Origin of the sequence: Marinobacter salinus (assembly GCF_001854125.1) — a bacterium.
GTDB lineage: Bacteria > Pseudomonadota > Gammaproteobacteria > Pseudomonadales > Oleiphilaceae > Marinobacter > Marinobacter salinus.
Genome location: NZ_CP017715.1, coordinates 3,279,264 through 3,298,118, shown reverse-complemented (window position 1 = coordinate 3,298,118; position 18,855 = coordinate 3,279,264). Strand labels below are relative to the sequence as shown.

Annotated in this window: 16 protein-coding genes; 5 read left to right on the top strand and 11 right to left on the bottom strand. The window is 54.0% G+C overall.

Going from position 1 to position 18,855, the window contains the following annotated elements; all coding sequences use genetic code 11:
• Positions 1-11 precede the first annotated feature (11 nt).
• From BKP64_RS15300 to rpmH, 10 genes are all read right to left on the bottom strand, one after another.
• A complete protein-coding gene (locus BKP64_RS15300) occupies positions 12-860 on the bottom strand; it encodes a tetratricopeptide repeat protein (RefSeq protein ID WP_157755431.1) in 849 nt (282 codons plus the stop codon).
• A gap of 358 nt (positions 861-1,218) precedes the next feature.
• Positions 1,219-3,009 (bottom strand): ArnT family glycosyltransferase, encoded by a 1,791-nt coding sequence (locus BKP64_RS15295; protein ID WP_070972011.1) that lies wholly within the window; start codon positions 3,007-3,009, stop codon positions 1,219-1,221.
• Between the two features lie 8 nt (positions 3,010-3,017).
• Positions 3,018-3,686 (bottom strand): TVP38/TMEM64 family protein, encoded by a 669-nt coding sequence (locus tag BKP64_RS15290; RefSeq protein ID WP_070972008.1) that lies wholly within the window; start codon positions 3,684-3,686, stop codon positions 3,018-3,020.
• Position 3,687: 1 nt separating this feature from the next.
• Positions 3,688-4,434, bottom strand: a complete 747-nt coding sequence (locus BKP64_RS15285) for a glycosyltransferase family 2 protein (RefSeq protein ID WP_070972006.1) — start codon at positions 4,432-4,434, stop codon at positions 3,688-3,690.
• Between the two features lie 336 nt (positions 4,435-4,770).
• Entirely contained in the window at positions 4,771-5,382 is a 612-nt protein-coding gene (locus tag BKP64_RS15280; RefSeq protein ID WP_070971999.1) for a 2-hydroxychromene-2-carboxylate isomerase, read from the bottom strand.
• A gap of 127 nt (positions 5,383-5,509) precedes the next feature.
• Positions 5,510-6,880 (bottom strand): tRNA uridine-5-carboxymethylaminomethyl(34) synthesis GTPase MnmE, encoded by a 1,371-nt coding sequence (mnmE, locus tag BKP64_RS15275; RefSeq protein WP_070973715.1) that lies wholly within the window; start codon positions 6,878-6,880, stop codon positions 5,510-5,512.
• Positions 6,881-6,951: 71 nt separating this feature from the next.
• Positions 6,952-8,661, bottom strand: a complete 1,710-nt coding sequence (gene yidC, locus BKP64_RS15270) for a membrane protein insertase YidC (protein ID WP_070971996.1) — start codon at positions 8,659-8,661, stop codon at positions 6,952-6,954.
• A gap of 4 nt (positions 8,662-8,665) precedes the next feature.
• A complete protein-coding gene (gene yidD / locus BKP64_RS19180) occupies positions 8,666-8,959 on the bottom strand; it encodes a membrane protein insertion efficiency factor YidD (protein ID WP_083329232.1) in 294 nt (97 codons plus the stop codon).
• A complete protein-coding gene (gene rnpA / locus BKP64_RS19175; RefSeq protein WP_083329231.1) occupies positions 8,959-9,366 on the bottom strand; it encodes a ribonuclease P protein component in 408 nt (135 codons plus the stop codon). The genes yidD and rnpA overlap by 1 nt, the downstream gene beginning before the upstream one ends.
• A 15-nt stretch (positions 9,367-9,381) precedes the next feature.
• Entirely contained in the window at positions 9,382-9,516 is a 135-nt protein-coding gene (rpmH, locus tag BKP64_RS19170; RefSeq protein ID WP_008172542.1) for a 50S ribosomal protein L34, read from the bottom strand.
• A 658-nt stretch (positions 9,517-10,174) separates the two neighbouring features.
• Between rpmH and dnaA the strand changes: the two genes are divergently transcribed.
• The 5 genes from dnaA to gyrB all read left to right on the top strand — a co-directional run bounded on the left by dnaA (position 10,175) and on the right by gyrB (position 17,791).
• Positions 10,175-11,614 (top strand): chromosomal replication initiator protein DnaA, encoded by a 1,440-nt coding sequence (gene dnaA / locus BKP64_RS15260; protein WP_418287597.1) that lies wholly within the window; start codon positions 10,175-10,177, stop codon positions 11,612-11,614.
• Between the two features lie 55 nt (positions 11,615-11,669).
• A complete protein-coding gene (dnaN, locus tag BKP64_RS15255) occupies positions 11,670-12,773 on the top strand; it encodes a DNA polymerase III subunit beta (protein WP_070971987.1) in 1,104 nt (367 codons plus the stop codon).
• 10 nt (positions 12,774-12,783) lie between these two features.
• Positions 12,784-14,055: an ABC1 kinase family protein gene (locus tag BKP64_RS15250; protein WP_070971984.1), complete on the top strand. Its 1,272-nt coding sequence runs from the start codon at positions 12,784-12,786 to the stop codon at positions 14,053-14,055.
• Between the two features lie 114 nt (positions 14,056-14,169).
• On the top strand, positions 14,170-15,297 hold the full coding sequence (gene recF, locus BKP64_RS15245; RefSeq protein WP_070971981.1) for a DNA replication/repair protein RecF: 1,128 nt from the start codon (positions 14,170-14,172) through the stop codon (positions 15,295-15,297).
• Positions 15,298-15,376: 79 nt separating this feature from the next.
• Positions 15,377-17,791, top strand: coding sequence for a DNA topoisomerase (ATP-hydrolyzing) subunit B (gene gyrB / locus BKP64_RS15240; protein ID WP_070971977.1), 2,415 nt, complete (start codon positions 15,377-15,379; stop codon positions 17,789-17,791).
• Between the two features lie 78 nt (positions 17,792-17,869).
• Here gyrB and BKP64_RS15235 read toward each other — a convergent pair whose 3' ends face one another.
• Entirely contained in the window at positions 17,870-18,631 is a 762-nt protein-coding gene (locus BKP64_RS15235) for a VC0807 family protein (protein ID WP_070971974.1), read from the bottom strand.
• Positions 18,632-18,855 lie beyond the last annotated feature (224 nt).

Below are 18,855 nucleotides of genomic sequence, written 5' to 3'. Positions count from 1 at the left end.
ATTAGTGATGATTAACCGTCGTCTGGTTCGGCAACCGAGGAAAGCCTCTGGAGCGCCCCCTGTGCGTCCCTGTGCCCCCCATCAACAGCCTGCTGATACCAGTAGGCAGCTTTTTTTCGATCCACTTCAACAACCTTTCCACGCTCATAAAGTCTGCCCAGCAGATAGCTGGCATCGGCCGATTCCGGCGCCGCGTGACGGGCCCAGACAAGTGCCTCATCGAACTTCTCGAACGCGTAGGCAATCATCCCCATGCTGGCCTGGGCACGAGTATCACCGTTCTCTGCCGGTGTGGAACACACCTTACTGGCCGCGCTGAAGTTCTTTATGCTGGTGAGCAGATAGCAATCACTGAGCGCTTTCCTTTGCGCTTCGGCAGCCTCGGTTTGATCTTCCTCCGCTGCCTGCGCCAGTTCAGGTTTACTGGTGCGGGTGTTCACCCGCTCAGCAAATGCCGCGACGTCTTGCGGGCAAGAGTAGTCGTAACCCGCCCGATAGTTTTGAAGATTGTCTTCTGTGGCCGCCCTGGTTTGATAGTCCCGAGCAATGGCGTCACAACGGGCATCCCGTTCCCGCCGGACATCTGAAAGAATCGAGGGAGGCGTCGTGTCGTTCTGGTGTTTACGAAGGTAATTCGTCAAAGGGTCTATGTAGGGTTGGTCCAACAGGGCCTCGCGTTCCTGCTCCGACGTTTCCCTGATCTGGCTCAGGCCGTTTCCAGGTGCGTCCTGACCGACCTTATCAACCGGGCCGTAGGTCGGTGTGACTGCCCGCTCAATGAACGCACAGCCGCTCAGCAATGTGGCAAGCAGAAGCGCGACGCGCGCAAGGCGCTGCTCGGGGAAAGAGCGAATCGGCATTTTGACCATGACCCTGTACCAATACAGATACTGCTGAAAATCTTGAACGGCAGATCACCAGGTGTTATTGCGTCGGTAATCTGCCCCAGAGCATCCTGCACGGCTTTCAGGTCTTCGGCCAGCAAATACCCATCACCGTATTCCTGAAGTTAATCCTTTCGCTGGAACATAACAGCTTTTGCCCTTTAACGTGCGCCAGCCATAGATTTACCGATCAATAGCAGAGGGGTATCTGTAAGCACAGATCGCACTTACAGCATCCTATCACGTATCACGGCTGCCTGGGGTTGAAGCCGACGGCAGCCGTATGCTCAGTCCATAATTTACCGGTAGGGGTGAATGCACCACAACCCAGAGGTCACGGCGAACTGGCTTTCTCACACAAACCCGTGCTTTCACGACACGGAAACGGTGTCGTGAACTCTTGCCGTTTGGCGGGAGCCTGACAAGAGGCTTTTTGCTGGTCGGGGCCCAGGAGGTACCATGAGTCACGGTGGGCAACACCCAGTTTGGGAGCCCCCCCATAACCAAAGCAGGCAAGCTCCAGGCCATTCTCCACCAGCAAGTACCGTTCGGCACCCTCGTTCATCCATCGCCAGGCATTACGTTCCATATCCTGCTCGCTACTGAAATAACTGAACTGGGTTACATCAAGCCGTGAGAACAGGATGAACTGTTCACTGAAACGAAGCAGCCCCAGTTCCGCATCCGGTGGCAGTCTCTGCTCTGCGGCGGCGAGTATGTTCCGTGGCGTACGAAGGGGTTCCATGATGCTATAGCCCCAGGTAGAGAACAGCAGCCAGCCCAACATCAACGCCAGAAACCAGCGAAAGATGGCATGGCTGCGCCAGAAAATGACCAACGACGCCAGCCAGAGAATACCGAACGTCAGAAAGAAACTTCCAGCTTCGTGGAGGCGGGCAGGATCCCGGCTGTAATCACTGAATTTGTCCACAAGCCTGGGGTGATCGTTTAACGCCAGAGCTCCGACCGCAATCAACGCCACTGCCATTACGCCGTGTAGCGCTGTCATTAACGGCCCGAACCAGGCGGCCGTGCCTTCGCGGAGGCCGGGTAAGCTGTCCAGGATCACAGCAATGCCAAGTGCGAACATCGGCAACGCGGGTAACAGGTAAACGCCGCGCTTACCGGGGCTGAGACTGAAAAACACCACAACCAGAATGACCCAGACAAACAGCACAATGAGTTCCGGCTGCTGGCGCAAGCGCTGAATAAACGGGCGCCAGGCGGCCAGGATCAGCAAGGGAAGTGGGAACCAGAGCGACGGAATCACATTGACGATAAAATAGTACCAGGGCTGCAAATGCCCCCAGGAATTGGCGTATCGCTCACCCGTCTGTTTGAACAATATATTGTCCCGATAGGCGAGTGCGGCATCGGTACCAATACTGTCCACATACATCACCATGGGCACCAGCCAGGCAGCAGCAACAAGCAGCATCACCAGTGGGCCCAGGGCGCAGCGCCAGGTCAGTGCGCCACCAAACCGGGTACGTTCCCTGATTGCCAGCGCCAGTATTGGCAGAAACATGAAGATGGGGAGGAATCCCACGCCCTTGGTAATGATGCCCAGGCCCATAAAGCCCCAGGCCGTAAAATACCAGCCCCAGGCGGGTCGCTCGAAAAAGTGTCTGAGCAAGCCGTAACAGGCAACAGTTATCCAGCAGGCGACCATGCCGTCGATCTGGGCTCTCTTGGCCTGAATCAAGAACTGGGGGGCAAGGAACAGCAAAGCAACGGCGATCGCACCGGTACGGGGGTTCCAGAGCCGGCGGCCCAGATCAAAAACCAGTGCCGTGCTCAGCAAACCGCACAGGGCATTGGGCAGCAGGAAAGCAATTTTCAGATTGCCGGTGAGCCAGTAAAACAGGGCGATGGCCCACATGAACACTGGAGGCTTGTCGGGATAATACTCACTACCCCGCATCGGAATCAGCCATTGCCCCGAGTCCACCATTTCCCGGGCGACTTCCGCGAATCGGGGTTCATCTGCCGGCCACGGCGAACGCAGGCCTACCCCCATGAACACCATGAACGCGGCAAACGCCATGAGCAGCAGGAATAGCTGCCGTTCCGATAAGTGGCTTACCCGGTCAGCAAGATCATCAAGAAAACGGGACACAGACATAGGACGTATCAGAACTCTTCAGATAAAGGATCGGAGAGATTTCGTATTCGCCGGTTGCGGTAAAGCATGGCACCAATCGTTGCGACAATCAGAAAAAGGGCAGCACCCAACAACAATGGATATTCATTGGCGTTGCCGATACCGGCACCGGCCAGCGCGAAGATCATCATCTGGGGTAGATAGCCCAGGGTACTGCCGATAAGGAATGGCAACACCCGGATACCTGAGGCGCCCGCCAGAAGATTGGTGAGCAAATTGCTGCCAACAGGCAATAACCTGATCAGCATGATCTTTAACAATGGATCCAGAGCAATGGTTTGGTCAAAAGCTGTCATCCGGCGCTCAAACCGCCTGAGCAGCGTGGGCCTGAGCAGGAACCGGGCGGTATAGAAGCACCCTGCGGCGCCCAAGGTGGTTGCCAGGGTAGAAAAAACCGTGCCCATGGAAGCTCCCATGGCGAAACCAAACACAAACGCAAGCAGTTGCCTGGGTGCGCCAAGCCCGGTGTAGACTGCACCAGCGACCGCAATAAGCAGAACACCGGTCAGGCCATGGCTGTGGAGGTAAGCGGTAAGCTCCTTCTGGTCCGCCAGAAGGTCAAGCCAACCCTGATTGACCGCCAGGGCGCCGGCGACTGCCAGAAACACAAATAACAATGGCTTAAGCCAGTTTTTCATATCAGGACTGGCTCAAGTCATGGTGTTCACTGATACGAATCATCGGTGTGCGGCGAATCAGCCAGATCACACCCATCAAATCGACAATGCCTACCCAGGCCCGGTTCCAGGCAGAGTATTTTGAAACGCCCTGCTCACGATGCCGGTGATTCACTTCAACAATCTCGACGATCCCACCCACCGCTTTGACCAGAGCGGGGATAAAGCGGTGGCCATGATTGAACCAGGGCAGTTTCAGGAAAGTTTCCCGGGGGAGTAGTTTCAGCCCGCAACCGGTATCCGGAACACCGTCATGCAGCAAAGCATTCCTTACCCGGTTCGCGAGCCGTGACTGAAAACGTTTCCAGGAGGTATCCCTGCGGTTCTTACGGTAACCGGCAATGCAAAAATCTTCTTCATCGATTTTTTCTGCTTGTCGCACCATGGCGGGAATATCCGCCGGATCGTTCTGACCGTCACCATCAATGGTAACGATCAGCCGACCACGGGCATACCTGACGCCGGTTTTTATCGCGCAACTCTGACCGGCATTGCGTTCGTGGCGTACCGTCTGAATTGGGCACTCAAGATTGCCGGCAACGGACCGTGCCATGGCCAGTGTCTGGTCGCTACTCCCGTCGTCGACCACCACAATTTCAAAACCGGGATACTCCCGCAACACCGAGTGAATTTCGGTAATGAGCTTACCGATGCTGTCTTCCTCGTTCATTACGGGAATAACAACTGATAGAGATCTTTCTGAATCCATAGTCACGCAACCAACCTTGAGCCGGCACACCGTCAAAACCAGAGACGGTGACCTTATGATTGACGAGATTTTGGACTAAAGAGCTTAAGAAAGGCTTAAGACAGGATCAATAACACAATCAACAGCCGGAATCCTGAAAGAAAAATATCGCGACTATCTGAAAAACCGGAAAATAGTCGCAAAACCGGTTGATGAGGACCAATGGTGCAGAAACGGCGCCTCGCGCCTATTTTTTTCTGTCGACAGCGGCGGTCTGGCCAAATAACAATTTCTTTCCTTCATCCGTGACCGCCGAACGGCTGGACCAAGGCGTGCCTTTCTCGTAGGCAGCAATCATCAATCAGCTCCAGGGGCTGATTCCAGAGTCTCCTCCAACAACTCGATGCGATCCTGCCCCCAGAACTGCTCGCCGTTCAACACATAAGCGGGGGCACCAAGAACGCCATGATCGACGGCATCTTCGCTGTTGCGATCATATTGGTCTGCAACATCCGTTGACTGTGCTGCTTCAATCAAGCCATCCGTGTCCAAATTGAGGGCGTTCAGAATTTCACGAATCACCGCTTCATCCGCAATGTTTTTCTCCTCGGCCCAACAAGCTGCAAGCACGCGCTGCACAAATTCGCCAGGATCTTGGCCGGCCTGTTGGATTGCAATGACACAACGGTCTGCCAAGCCAGGATCTGTCGGAAAGTGCGCCGGTTTCAGGTTGACGGGCAAACCGCGTTTTTTCGCCCATCGTTCAATCTCAAGCAGACGGTAGGCCTGACGGCAAGCCGGGCGTTCAGGAACAGGTTTCGCACCGGAATTGGCAAACACTTTTGCCAGTTTTACCGGCCTGAAATTGACGTCAGCGCCGTGCTTTCGGGCTGTTTCAAGAAATCTCTGGTGTCCAAGATAGGTGAACGGGGAAATGCAGGTGAAGTAATAATCGACCTTCGGATTCATCGCTTTCGGCTCCTGGACAACTGCGGGGATTTTTACGTGTCCAGTACTTTAACTATTATTGAGTGATCACTCAATATAAAGTTCAGCACGTCTTTATGGTCATCGGAATCTCCGAAAGACGCCCTGGTTACTTCCCAATACAGAAACTGCTGAAAATCTTGCCAAGGAGCTCATCTGGGGTCAGATGCCCGGTGATTTCACCCAAGGCATCCTGAGCGGCTCGCAAATCTTCAGCCAGCAATTCACCGGCGCCGTAGCCTTCGAGCTGATTCTGACCCTGCAACAGAGATTCCCGGGCCCGCTCCAGGGCATCAAGATGCCGGCGCCGGGCCAGAAAACCACCTTCGGTGGTGCTGGCAAACCCCATGCATTGCTTGAGATGGTCTCGCAGGATTTCCAGCCCTTCGGCAGACTTTGCAGCCAGTCGGATGACCGGCGCACTCTGGTGGTCTTCGGCGCTGATACCCACCGTTTCACCGGAAAGGTCTACTTTGTTGCGGATAACCGTCACCGGGGCGTTCGCCGGTAACTGGTCAATGAAGTCCGGCCAGATTTCATGGGGCGAAGTCTTGTCGGTAGTGGTCGCATCCACCATTAACAGAATGCGGTCTGCCTGGCGTATCTCTTCCCAGGCCCGGGCGATCCCGATCTGTTCCACTTCATCCGGGCTGTCTCTCAACCCTGCGGTGTCAATGATGTGCAGGGGCATGCCATCAATGTGTATATGTTCCCGCAAGACATCCCGGGTTGTTCCTTCGATCGCGGTCACTATAGCCGCCTCGCGGCCGGCGAGGGCGTTCAGGAGACTGGATTTTCCGGCGTTCGGCCGACCGCCAATGACTACTTTCATGCCGTCGCGCAAAATGGTGCCCTGCTGAGCTTCGGCCAGGATTGTCTCAAGACGCTCAAGCAGCGCCTGCAGATCGCCAGCAACCTTGCCATCAGCCAGAAAATCGATCTCTTCCTCGGGAAAATCGATGGCAGCTTCGACGTAGATGCGCAGATGCGTCACGGCATCGACCAGATCGTCAATTCGACGGGAGAATGTCCCTTGCATCGAGCGCACCGCACAACGGGCGGCTTGTTCAGAGCTGCTTTCAATCAGATCGGCAATGGCCTCGGCCTGGGCGAGATCCAGTTTATCGTTAAGAAACGCTCGCTCGGAAAACTCCCCGGGGCGAGCCAGACGGGCACCAAGGCTGCAGACTGCTCGAAGCAGCAGGTCCAGAATAACCGTACCACCGTGGCCCTGAAGTTCGAACACATCCTCCCCGGTGAAAGAATTCGGATTGGGAAAAAACAAGCCGATACCTTCATCAATCAGCTCGCCTTTGTGGTCCAGAAAAGGACCGTAATGGGCGTATCGCGGTTTGGGTTTGAAACCCAGTACCTGCCGGGCAATGTCCGCCGCGCCGGGGCCGGATACCCGAATGATTCCCACGCCGGCCTGGCCGGGCGCCGTGGCAATGGCGGCAATGGTGTCAGAACTCTGGTTCATTTCAGTTCCTTCGGTCTGAAACAACAAAGGCTCCGTGAAGGAGCCTTTGTATCGGTCGTCAGGTGCACTGGTCAGTGCTTCTTGGCCGCCGTCTCTGCTTCAATCTTGCGGGTAATGTACCACTGCTGACTGATCGACAGAATGTTGTTTGTCAGCCAGTACAGTACCAGACCTGCCGGGAACCACAGGAAGAAAACAGTAAAGACCAGTGGCATCATCTTCATGATCTTCGCCTGCATCGGATCCGGGGGTGTCGGATTCAGGTGCATCTGAAGGAACATGCTTGCGCCCATCAGTATCGGCAGGATGAAGTAGGGATCCATTTGGGAAAGGTCATTTATCCACAACATGAACGGGGCATGTCTCAGCTGTACGCTTTCGAACAGAACCCAGTACAGGGAGATGAACACCGGCATCTGGACCAGGATCGGCAGACAGCCACCCAGCGGGTTTATCTTTTCCCGTTTGTACAGCGCCATCATTTCCTGGGACATGCGCTGACGATCATCGCCATACAGTTCCTTGAGCCGGGTTAGCTGCGGCGCCGCTGCGCGCATCTTGGCCATGGACTTGTAACTGGTGGCGGACAAGTGGAAAAACACCGCTTTCACCAGAACGGTCAGCAGGATGATAGCAACACCCCAGTTGGCCACGATACCGTGGAACCACTGGAGAATGTAGAACAAGGGCAGGGAGATGAAAAACAGCCAGCCAAAATCTACAGTCCGGTCCAGGTTGGGGGCCACGTTCTCCAGGCGGTCGATGATCTTCGGACCAACGTAGGCATTCGCACCAACTTCAACCGTTTCGCCCGGAGCTACTGTCGTGGCGGGATAAACGAAACCCATCACGTTCAAGGGCCCACGGCTTGTCGTCTGAAACTGAGCGGGTTGATCACGTTCAGGTACCCAGGCCGCCAGGAAATAGTGCTGCAGGAACGCCAGCCAGCCATTGGTTACAGATTGGTTGACCGGTGTTTCCTTGAGGTCGCCAAAATCGAATTTTTCATACGGATCTTCCGGAGAACTCATGACCATACCCAGGTAAGCCTTGATACCCATGCTGGTCTGCGCCGTTGGATCGGGCGCCTCGTCACGCACGATCTTGCCGGTGAAGTTGGCCTGAAAGTCCTGTTGTGACTGGTTTTCAATGAGGTAGCGGACACCGATTTCGTAACTGTTCCGTTCAAACTGGTAGCGCTTGGTGATTTTGACGCCAGTGTCGGTGGTGAAGGTCAGGTCAACCGTCAACTGGTCCTGCCCTTCAGTCAGTTCATAGCGATCAGAGCCAGTCTGATAAACCGGAGCAGTTCCGTTTTTGCGGCTGTCAGGACCATCCTGGCCAATCAAACCGCTTTCCATGACGTAGGTGCGGTTATCAGTGTTGGTCAGCAGCTTCAGAGGTTCTTTGCTGTTCAGGGATTTGTCGTAATTGAGCAGAGAACTTCTGACCAGGTTACCGCTTACCCGGTCGATGGTCAGGTCGAAAACATCAGTGCGAATCGTGACAAACTGGTTTTCAACGGCGTTGTTGTCGGTGGCAGAGTTTGATTGTGCGATCTGACCGCTTTCCGGCGTGGCAAATTCTTCACTGCCTGGCTGGGCCGGGTTGTCTTCCGGAAGCACCATACCGTCTGCAGAGCCGGATATCTGCGTTGAAGCAGCTTCCGTTACCTGTGCCGTTTGTTGGGGTTGTTGATGATAGTCCTCATTCCAGGCAAGCACCATCAGATAACTGACAATTGCCAGGCCGGCGAATAATACGATGCGTTGAATATCCATAGAGTTACTGTCTGGTCTGGGTTGTGATATGGGAATGATCTGCCTGAACGCAGTTGGTTTCGGACTCAGCGCATGCGGATTGTGCCGTGCCTGGTACGGGATCATAACCGCCTTCGGCCCAAGGATGACACCTTAACAGTCGTCGAATTGCGAGAGAAATTCCTTTTACTGCGCCATGGTGCTCTACGGCTTCAACGGCATATTGCGAACAGGTGGGGTAGTGGCGGCAGTGACTGGCCATCAGGGGGCTGATTGCGTACTGGTAAAAGCGGATTGGCAGGATTAAGAGTCTGCGCATTAATCCGTTCCCCTGCTGACAGTCTCTGGAGCAGTGTTTCCGGTTGGCTGAGTCTGGCGATGCTTTTTCAAAAGCCGACGCCAAAGATCATTCAGAGAATCGCGGACGAGCGGATTCTCCAGGTCTGCAAGACCCTGTCTACCGAGGACAATGATGTCCAGAGCGGGAAGATCGGTCTGATGCCTGAAGGTTTCTCTGACCTGTCGCTTTATCCGGTTTCTCTGAACAGCCAGCTTCAGATTCTTTTTGGAAAAAATCAGACCGACCCTGGCATGACCGAGTTTATTCGGCGTTGCCAGGATCAGAAAATTCCGGTGCGGAACTTTCAGCTGTACGTCATCAAAGACTTTGCCGTAATCAGCTGGCCGCAGAAGGCGGTGCGATTTCGGAAAATTCAAAGCCTTCATGAGGCGGACAACAGGTTACGCAGACAGACGTGCGCGGCCTTTGGCACGACGACGGGAAATAACCTTACGGCCGTTTGCTGTGGCCATACGGGCACGAAAACCGTGGACGCGCTTACGCTTCAGGACGCTTGGTTGAAACGTTCTTTTCATGGTGATGATCTCACAATTCGTCAGTTGGTAATTCAGTCATTGGCTGGAAAACGTACAGCCAAAACAGGAGCGGCATTCTATGCAAATACCGGGGGGAATTCAATGTTTATCGATAGGGGCTTATGCCGATGGGATGGGTACGAGTTGTTCACCGCTGAATAATTACATTAGTAGGTCTTTTTAGAATTCTTTTAAAGATTAATTATTACTGTTATTAGGGAAGGCGTTTTCTGTGGATAAGCGATTTTAAAGACTGATAGTCAAAGGGTTAGGCGGTTGACAATAGTTCTGAAAACACGGGGTGAGCCCTGTGGATGACTGGATAACGAAATGTGGGTAAGTGAGTTTTGGTAAGCAAGGGTGAGTTATCCACCGAGGGTTCTTGTGGTTTCACACAGGGTTGAAGGCAAGGTATACACACAGGGGTGTGGGTAACTCCCACGACAAGAAATTTCTGTACACAAGGTTGTAGGTAAGTCTGTAACTATTTGAAAAGAATGTTTTAAAATTTCCACAGGCTGTTTATGAAAGGCGCTGGACTCTTTCACTGAAGGGGCCGTCAGGTTAGAATCCGTCTTCATATCTTCAGACCGCAGTTTATTTGGGCCGGTCTTGGACATTTCTGGGTTATCGGGAGCAGACGGTCGTGCCGAACAGTATGTGGCATCAATGTCTTGAGGTACTTCGGGATGAATTTCCCGCGCAACAGTTCAATACCTGGCTCCGGCCCCTGCAGTCCGATCACCGGGAAGGCCAGCTGATGCTGTTTGCACCAAACCGGTTTGTGATGGACTGGGTCAACGAAAAGTACCTGAGACGTATAGAAGAAGTCTTAAAAGATCTGAATGGAGGCCAGGCGCCTCGGGTGAACATGAAGGTCGGTTCGGCGCCCCGTGAAAGCGAGCCGGTCAAGCGGTCCCAGGCTGAGTCTCAGGTAAACGGAACATTTCAGGAAGAAACCGGCAGACGGGTGACGGAGGAAGAAAGAGGTGTTGCTGTGTCCGCCGGGGGCGCCGCCGTTCGACCGAAAGCCGGGGGCTGGCGTCGAGAGGTGCAGGTTGAAGGTGATATCAAGCATCAGAGTTTTCTGAACGAGGGGTTCACCTTCGAGACGTTCGTGGAAGGCAAATCGAACCAACTGGCCAGGGCGGCATCGATGCAGGTGGCTGAAAACCCAGGTGGAGCCTATAACCCGCTTTTTTTATACGGTGGTGTGGGTCTGGGTAAAACGCATTTGATGCATGCGATCGGAAATGAAATCGTACGTCGCAATCCTCGGGCGAAAGTGGCGTATTTGCGATCTGAACGGTTTGTCGCCGATATGGTGAAGGCGTTGCAGCTGAATGCCATAAACGAATTCAAGCGCTACTACCGGTCAGTGGATGCCCTGCTGATTGACGATATCCAATTCTTTGCGCGAAAGGAACGTTCTCAGGAAGAGTTTTTCCACACCTTCAACGCGTTGCTGGAAGGCGGGCAACAGGTGATTGTCACCTGTGACCGGTTCCCTAAAGAAATAGTGGATATGGAAGAGCGACTCAAATCGAGATTTGGCTGGGGATTGACGGTGATGGTGGAACCGCCGGAGCTGGAAACCCGTGTCGCGATTCTTATGAAAAAGGCCGAGCAGGCAAACGTCAAACTCAGCAGCGAGGCGGCGTTTTTCATCGCACAAAAGATCCGGTCGAATGTGCGAGAGCTCGAAGGTGCGCTTCGTCTCGTGATAGCGAACGCTCACTTCACCGGTTCAGAAATTACTCCTCCGTTTATCCGGGAAAGCCTCAAGGACTTGTTGGCGTTGCATGAGAAACAGGTGAGTATCGATAACATCCAGCGTACCGTGGCGGAGTATTATAAAATCAAGGTGGCGGATTTATTGTCCAAGCGCCGCACCAGAACCGTTACCCGTCCGCGCCAGGTGGCCATGTCCCTGTCCAAGGAGCTGACCAACCATAGCCTGCCGGAGATCGGCGATGCATTCGGTGGCCGTGACCACACAACTGTGTTGCATGCCTGTAAGAAAATCGTGGAGCTGCAGGAGACCGATCCGGGTATCCGCGAGGATTATCAGAATTTTATGAGACTGCTTACCACCTGACGCCAGGTGCTAGCGAATAACATTCACCCTTCCAACATAAAGAAAGCTGAGTGCCATGAAACTGACGATCAGCCGTGAATCCTTGCTTACCCCACTGCAAAGTATTGCCGGTGTGGTGGAAAAAAAACAGACCATGCCGGTGCTCTCGAACGTATTGCTGGTGGCGGAAGAAAATACTCTGACCCTCACCGGGACCAATATGGAAGTGGAGTTGGTTGGCCGGGTTACACCGGTACATGTAGACCAGCCCGGACAAATTACGGTGCCCGCGAGAAAGCTCTCGGATATTTGCCGTGCCCTGGGGGATGAAGCGCCGATTGAGTTGTCGCTGGAAGGCGATCGCCTGCATCTGCGTTGCGGCGCCAGTCATTTCACGCTGTCGACTTTGCCGGCGGAACACTTCCCGAATGTGGAAGACGAGGCGGAGAGTTTCCGTCTGGAACTCCCGCAGAAGGAACTGGGCAGGATGCTCGACGCCACGGCGTTTGCGATGGCGCAGCAGGATGTCCGGTATTATCTGAACGGTTTGCTTTTGGAGGTGGATAAGGATCATGTCCGCACGGTAGCGACCGATGGGCACCGCCTTGCCATGGCACACCAGGAATTGTCCACAGGTTGCCCGGAACTGCGACAGGTGATCGTACCGCGCAAGGGTGTGCTGGAATTGGCGCGTTTGCTGGATGACGTGGAAACGCCCGTAACGTTGGTGATTGGCGATAATCACCTGCGGGCGACGGTTGGAGCTTATACCTTCACCTCGAAACTGATCGAAGGGAAATTCCCGGATTACAACCGGGTTGTTCCCCGTGGTGGAGACAAAGTGGTGCTTGCAGATCGGGCGACACTGAAGAATACGCTGCAGCGGGCCGGGATTCTTTCTCACGAAAATATCCGTGGTGTTCGTTTGAATCTGGCGCCCAATGAGCTTCAGGTGTTTGCCAACAACCCGGATCAGGAACAGGCCGAAGACGCGCTACCTGTGGATTACCAGGGCGAATCGTTGCAGATCGGTTTTAATGTAGGCTACCTGGTGGATGTCATGAATGCTCTGGATGAGGACCAGGTCAAGATCACCCTGTCTAATCCAAACAGCAGTGCGCTGATTGAGGCGCAGAATGATAATCGCTGTCTCTACGTTGTTATGCCGATGAGGTTATAGGAGGAGATACATGGGCACCGTTTCGAATGGAATCAAGGGCGCGTTCAGGATTGGGCAGACACTGTCTGTACTTGGGCGCACCGGTGTCAACTGGGTCAGGGGCGATCGCCCCCCGGCTCCAAAGCTTTTGCGGCAGACGTTTGAGTCACTGGGCGCGACCTATATAAAGCTGGGTCAGTTTATTGCCAGTTCCCCGACGTTTTTCCCGAAGGAATACGTAGAAGAGTTCCAGTATTGCCTGGACAGGACACCGAACCTTCCCTTCGGTGTCATTAAAAAAATTATTCGTGAGGAGCTGGATCGGCCCCTGGAAGATGTCTTTTCAGAGATTGATCCGGTCGCCCTGGCATCGGCGTCCATTGCTCAGGTTCATGCTGCGCGATTGGTGACAGGAGAAGATGTTGTCATCAAGGTGCAGAAGCCGGGAGTTGAAAACATCCTGCTGACCGACCTCAACTTTCTTTATCTGTCGGCAAAGATTATTGAGACGTTGGCACCCAAGCTGTCGTGGACGTCCATGTCTGGGATTGTGGAGGAAATTCAGCGGACGATGATGGAGGAATGCGACTTCATCAAAGAAGCCAATAATCTGAAAGTCTTCCGGAGTTTTCTTCAGGAGACGCATAACGAAGACGCGACGGTCCCGAAAGTGTATGAGCAGTGCAGCACCCGACGTATTCTTACCATGGAACGTTTTCACGGAGTACCGCTGACCGATCTGGAAAGTATTCGTGGCTACGCCCGCGATCCGGAAAGGACGCTGATCACGGCGATGAACACCTGGTTTGCAAGCCTCACCCAGTGTGAATTCTTTCATGCTGATGTGCATGCGGGAAACCTCATGGTCTTGAAGGATGGTCGCGTTGGTTTTATCGATTTTGGAATTGTGGGCCGGATCAGGCCTGATACCTGGCAGGCGGTGAGCGATTTCATCTCGGCCGTTATGGTGGGTAATTTCGAGGGCATGGCCGACGCCATGATTCGAATTGGTGTGACACGCCAGACGGTGATTGTCGAGGATCTGGCGGGGGATTTACGTCGCCTTTACCAGCAAATGGACAAGATGGTACCGGATGAAGTGGCCTACGAAGCAGAACAGGCCGAAGATGACGTGAATCACATATTGATGGACATGGTGAAGATCGGCGAAAGTCATGGTCTCCATTTCCCGCGGGAATTTGCCTTGTTGCTGAAACAGTTTCTTTATTTTGACCGGTACGTGCATATTCTTGCGCCGGAAATGGACGTGTTTATGGACGAGCGGCTGAACATGCTTCATTGAGGCTGTCGCCTTCGAGGTCCGGCTTTTGTACACTAAGGTAGCGTTACCGTAGAGTTAACGCTGCCTTTTTCATTGGCATACCGATTATCTCCTGCCGCTCTGAGTTTCCTTTCTATGGCGCTTGTTAAACTGCAAACCGAGCATTTCCGGAATCTTTCGTCGGCGCCTGTTCACTTCTCCCCTTCTTTTAATTTGCTGTACGGCGAAAACGGGAGTGGAAAGACCAGCGTCCTTGAAGCGATCGCCTACCTTGGGCTGGGGCGCTCGTTCAGGGTAAGTCGCCACCAGGCTGTGGTTAGTCACGGCGAAACCGGGCTCACGGTGTTTGGCGGGCTTGATCGTGGTGTTGATGGAGAACCCGGTGGCGGTGGAAACAGCGTCGTGCATCGGTTAGGTATTTCACGGGATGTGGTCCGAAAGGAGACAACTCTGCGCGTGGATGGCGAGAGTGTTCGAAGCCTTTCGGCGCTGGCGAAGTTTCTACCGGTGTCTGTGATCGATCCCGGCGTATTTGAGATCGTCGCGGGTGGACCCGGGAAACGACGGCAGTTTCTGGATTGGTCGGTGTTCCACGTGGAACCTTCGTTTGCTTCCGTGTGGCAGCAGTGTCAGAGAGTCACATCGCAGCGGAATCAAACGCTGAGAAATGGTAGACTAGACGACGCGCTTCTACGGGTCTGGGATACACAGTATGCAGCTCTCAGCGATCGTATCAGCGACGCCAGGAAAGCAACGTTCGAGCGCTTCAAGTCTGCCTTCGAGACCTTGGTCGAAGAAGTCGATTTGAACTGGACGAAAGGTCTCAAACTTGAATTTTATCCAGGCTGGGATACCGGTCGGTCGCTGGTGGAGATCCTGGCCAGTCATCGGGAACAGGAACGTAAGGTCGGGCATACCTTGTATGGACCCAATCGCGCGGATATCCGGTTGAAGTTTCAGGGGCGCCCGGTTGCTGAGACCTTTTCCCGGGGGCAGCAGAAAACCCTGGTTATTTTAATGAAGATTGCCCAAGGCATGGTTCTGAGTGAGTTGGGCAAGCAAGTGACCTTTTTGCTCGACGATATTAACGCCGAGCTGGATGTGAGCCACCGGGCCATGCTGGCGAAGAAATTACAGACATTGCGATGTCAGGTGTTTATTACCTCCATTGAGCATCCGGAACCCGGTGTGCTGTGGCCGGAGGATGATGCACCGCAGTACAGGATGTTCCACGTGGAACATGGAAAATTGACGGAAGAATAAAACCGGCCACGGCTGACCTGGACCTGCCACAATGGATCAGACCTGCCGGCCAGTCCGGTACACCTTTCAGGAGTCTCTAATGAGCGAATCGAGTTATAATTCCTCCAGTATCAAGGTCTTGAAGGGACTTGATGCGGTGCGGAAGCGGCCAGGTATGTACATCGGCGATACCGATGACGGTACCGGCCTGCACCACATGGTCTTTGAATTGGTGGATAATTCCATCGATGAAGCTCTTGCGGGCCACTGCTCCGAAATCGGGGTTATCATTCATCCAGACGAATCGGTGACCGTTAAGGACAATGGCCGCGGTATCCCGGTTGATCTGCATGAAGAGGAAGGTGTCTCTGCCGCAGAGGTCATAATGACCGTTCTACACGCAGGGGGTAAGTTTGATGATAACTCCTACAAGGTTTCTGGCGGTTTGCACGGTGTCGGTGTTTCCGTCGTCAACGCCCTGTCGTCTACCCTGACCCTGACTATTCGTCGTGATGGCAAAGTCTATGAGCAGGGTTACACCCATGGTGTGCCTAATGCTCCTTTATCTGCGGTAGGCGAAACCGAAGCGTCTGGTACCAAGGTGCACTTCATCCCTTCCCCGGAGACTTTCACCCACATCGAATTCCATTACGATATCCTCGCCAAGCGTTTACGGGAGCTTGCCTTCCTGAACAGTGGCGTGCGAATCCGACTGACCGACGAGCGCAGCGGCAAGGAAGAAGTGTTCGAATATGAGGGCGGTCTTCGGGCCTTTGTTGAACACCTCAACACGAACAAAACGCCCATCAACCGCGTCTTCCATTTTATTCATGAACGGGAAGATGGCATCGCAGTAGAGGTTGCGATGCAGTGGAATGATGCGTTTCAGGAAAATATCTACTGCTTTACCAATAACATTCCCCAGCGGGATGGCGGCACGCACCTTGCCGGTTTCCGCGCTGCCCTGACCCGCTCCCTGAATAACTACATTGAGCAGGAAGGAATTGGCAAGAAAACGAAAGTCAGTACTTCCGGTGACGATGCCCGAGAGGGCCTTACCGCTATTATCAGCGTCAAGGTGCCTGACCCGAAGTTCTCCTCTCAGACCAAGGACAAACTGGTGTCGTCAGAAGTGAAGACGGCTGTTGAGCAGGATCTTTACCAGAATTTTGCCGCGTACCTTCAGGAACAGCCCAATGAAGCCAAGCTCATCGTCAACAAGATGATCGAGGCGGCCCGTGCCCGTGAAGCAGCGCGCAAGGCGCGGGATATGACCCGTCGTAAGGGCGCCCTGGATATTGCAGGATTACCTGGAAAACTGGCTGACTGCCAGGAAAAAGACCCTGCCCTTTCAGAACTGTTCATTGTGGAGGGTGACTCGGCCGGCGGTAGCGCCAAACAGGGCCGGGACCGGAAAACCCAGGCTATCCTTCCGTTGAAGGGTAAGATCCTGAACGTCGAAAAAGCGCGGTTTGACAAAATGTTGTCGTCTGCGGAAGTTGGCACTCTCATTACCGCCCTGGGTTGCGGTATCGGCCGTGAGGAGTTCAACCCGGACAAACTCCGTTACCACTCGCTGATTATCATGACCGACGCAGATGTTGACGGCTCCCATATCCGAACCCTCCTGCTGACCTTTCTCTTCCGCCAGATGCGGGAAATCATTGAACGCGGTCACGTGTTCATCGCCATGCCGCCGCTTTACAAGGTCAAGCGTGGCAAACAAGAACAGTACCTGAAGGATGAGAAGGCGAAGGAAGCCTACCTTACCCAGACGGCTCTGGAAGGTGCCCAGCTCTTTGTGAATCCCGAAGCACCGGCGATCAAGGACTCCGCACTCGAGACCATGGTCAAGGACTACCAGTCGGTGATGGCAATGATTGAGCGCCTGTCCCGGGCATATCCCGCCAAGGTCCTTGAGCAGATGCTGCACAACGTGACCCTGAAATCGGCGGACCTGAAGGACGAATCTGCGGTTGCGCGCTGGGTTGGCCGTCTTGGCGACGACCTGAACCTGGACACCCGCACGGGCACCAAGTACACCTTCTCGGTTACCCGCGATACCGAACGGGGTCTTTATCTGCCGATGGTAACGATCTATGTGCACGGTATTCCCCACGAGCATGTGTTCGGGCACGAGTTCTTCGAATCCTCGTCTTACGCGGCTATTGCCCGGGTGGGTGAGACTCTGGAAGGACTGGTAGAGGACGGGGCTTACATCCAGCGAGGCGAGCGCAAGCAGGCGATACTCTCGTTTGAAGGGGCGTTGGACTGGTTGATGAAAGAAGCCCAGCGTGGTCTCAGTATTCAGCGCTATAAGGGTTTGGGTGAAATGAACCCGGATCAGCTTTGGGAAACCACCATGGACCCGGAAACCCGCCGGATGATGAAGGTGACCATTGAGGATGCGTTCGCTGCGGATCAGATTTTCACCACATTGATGGGAGACGATGTTGAGCCACGTCGGAACTTCATCCAGACCAACGCGCTGCAGGTGACGAACCTGGACGTGTAAACTGCCGGTTTCACGCGGGCAAAAAAAAGCGGCAGGGATTTATCTCCCTGCCGCTTTTTTTATGACTGACCCCTCTTGTTACTTCTCCGTGGCTGACCCGGACGATGATTTCTTTTTCTCCTTTTCCGCCAGATGCGGCGCCATAACCTCTTCCAGGCTATAGCCGGTTAATCTTCGGATTGTGCGCCACAGGTAGTAGAAAATCAGCATCATCATGATCATTGAGGGAATGGCAATCATTGGGTAGCTGACCAGCGTCATCCGGCCCAGCTCCTCATTGAATGCCTGTGTGCCCGAGGGACTAACGACAATCCAGCGGGCAATGACATAGTTCATGATGGACGAGAACAAAAAGGTAGCGGCGAAAAAGTAGCTCGCTTTCAGTAGCCGTTCTTCAAACTCATCCACACTACCGGATTCTTCCAAGGACTGGTGGATTTTGCTTACATCCAGAACCGACGGGTTGTAGAGAAGGGTTCTGACCAGTGGGTATCTGGTTCGTGTGGATATCAGTACCGCAAGGCCAATCACCGCGGGCACCGCAGCTTCCTTGATTGCCAGCCAGCCCGCATCTAGCTCCAGAAGACCAATGCCGCCGGTAAGCCCGACACTGATGAGGCCGAGCACCGCAATGAAATTCTTCTTGTGGTAGCGAATCAGCTCGAACAGTCCCCAGCTCAGAGGAAAGGCCAGGCCAATAATCAGGGCATTCACGTTACCCAGGTACTCCTCCCCGCTGAATTTCATCAGAATCACGGAAGGGATCACGATACTGACCAGCAGATCGACCCAGGGTCTTGGTTTGTGATCGGGGGTAGCGGAGTTGCTTGGTGAGGTCATAGATCAGCCTGATTGGAATAACGGAGGCAAGCCTGGAAGCACTGCCGGAAACGAAGTGTCCCGGCAGTATACGATAAATTCAGATGGTTCCGAAGATCCCAGGCTTTGTTGCGGCTCCGGGGTGAAGTCCGGAAGTCCAACCTTGGACCGCGTGAGTCGCGGTTGGTTCACGGTAGCCGGGAAGGCCCACGTTCGTCGGGGCTCAGACCAAAAAAAAGCCGGAC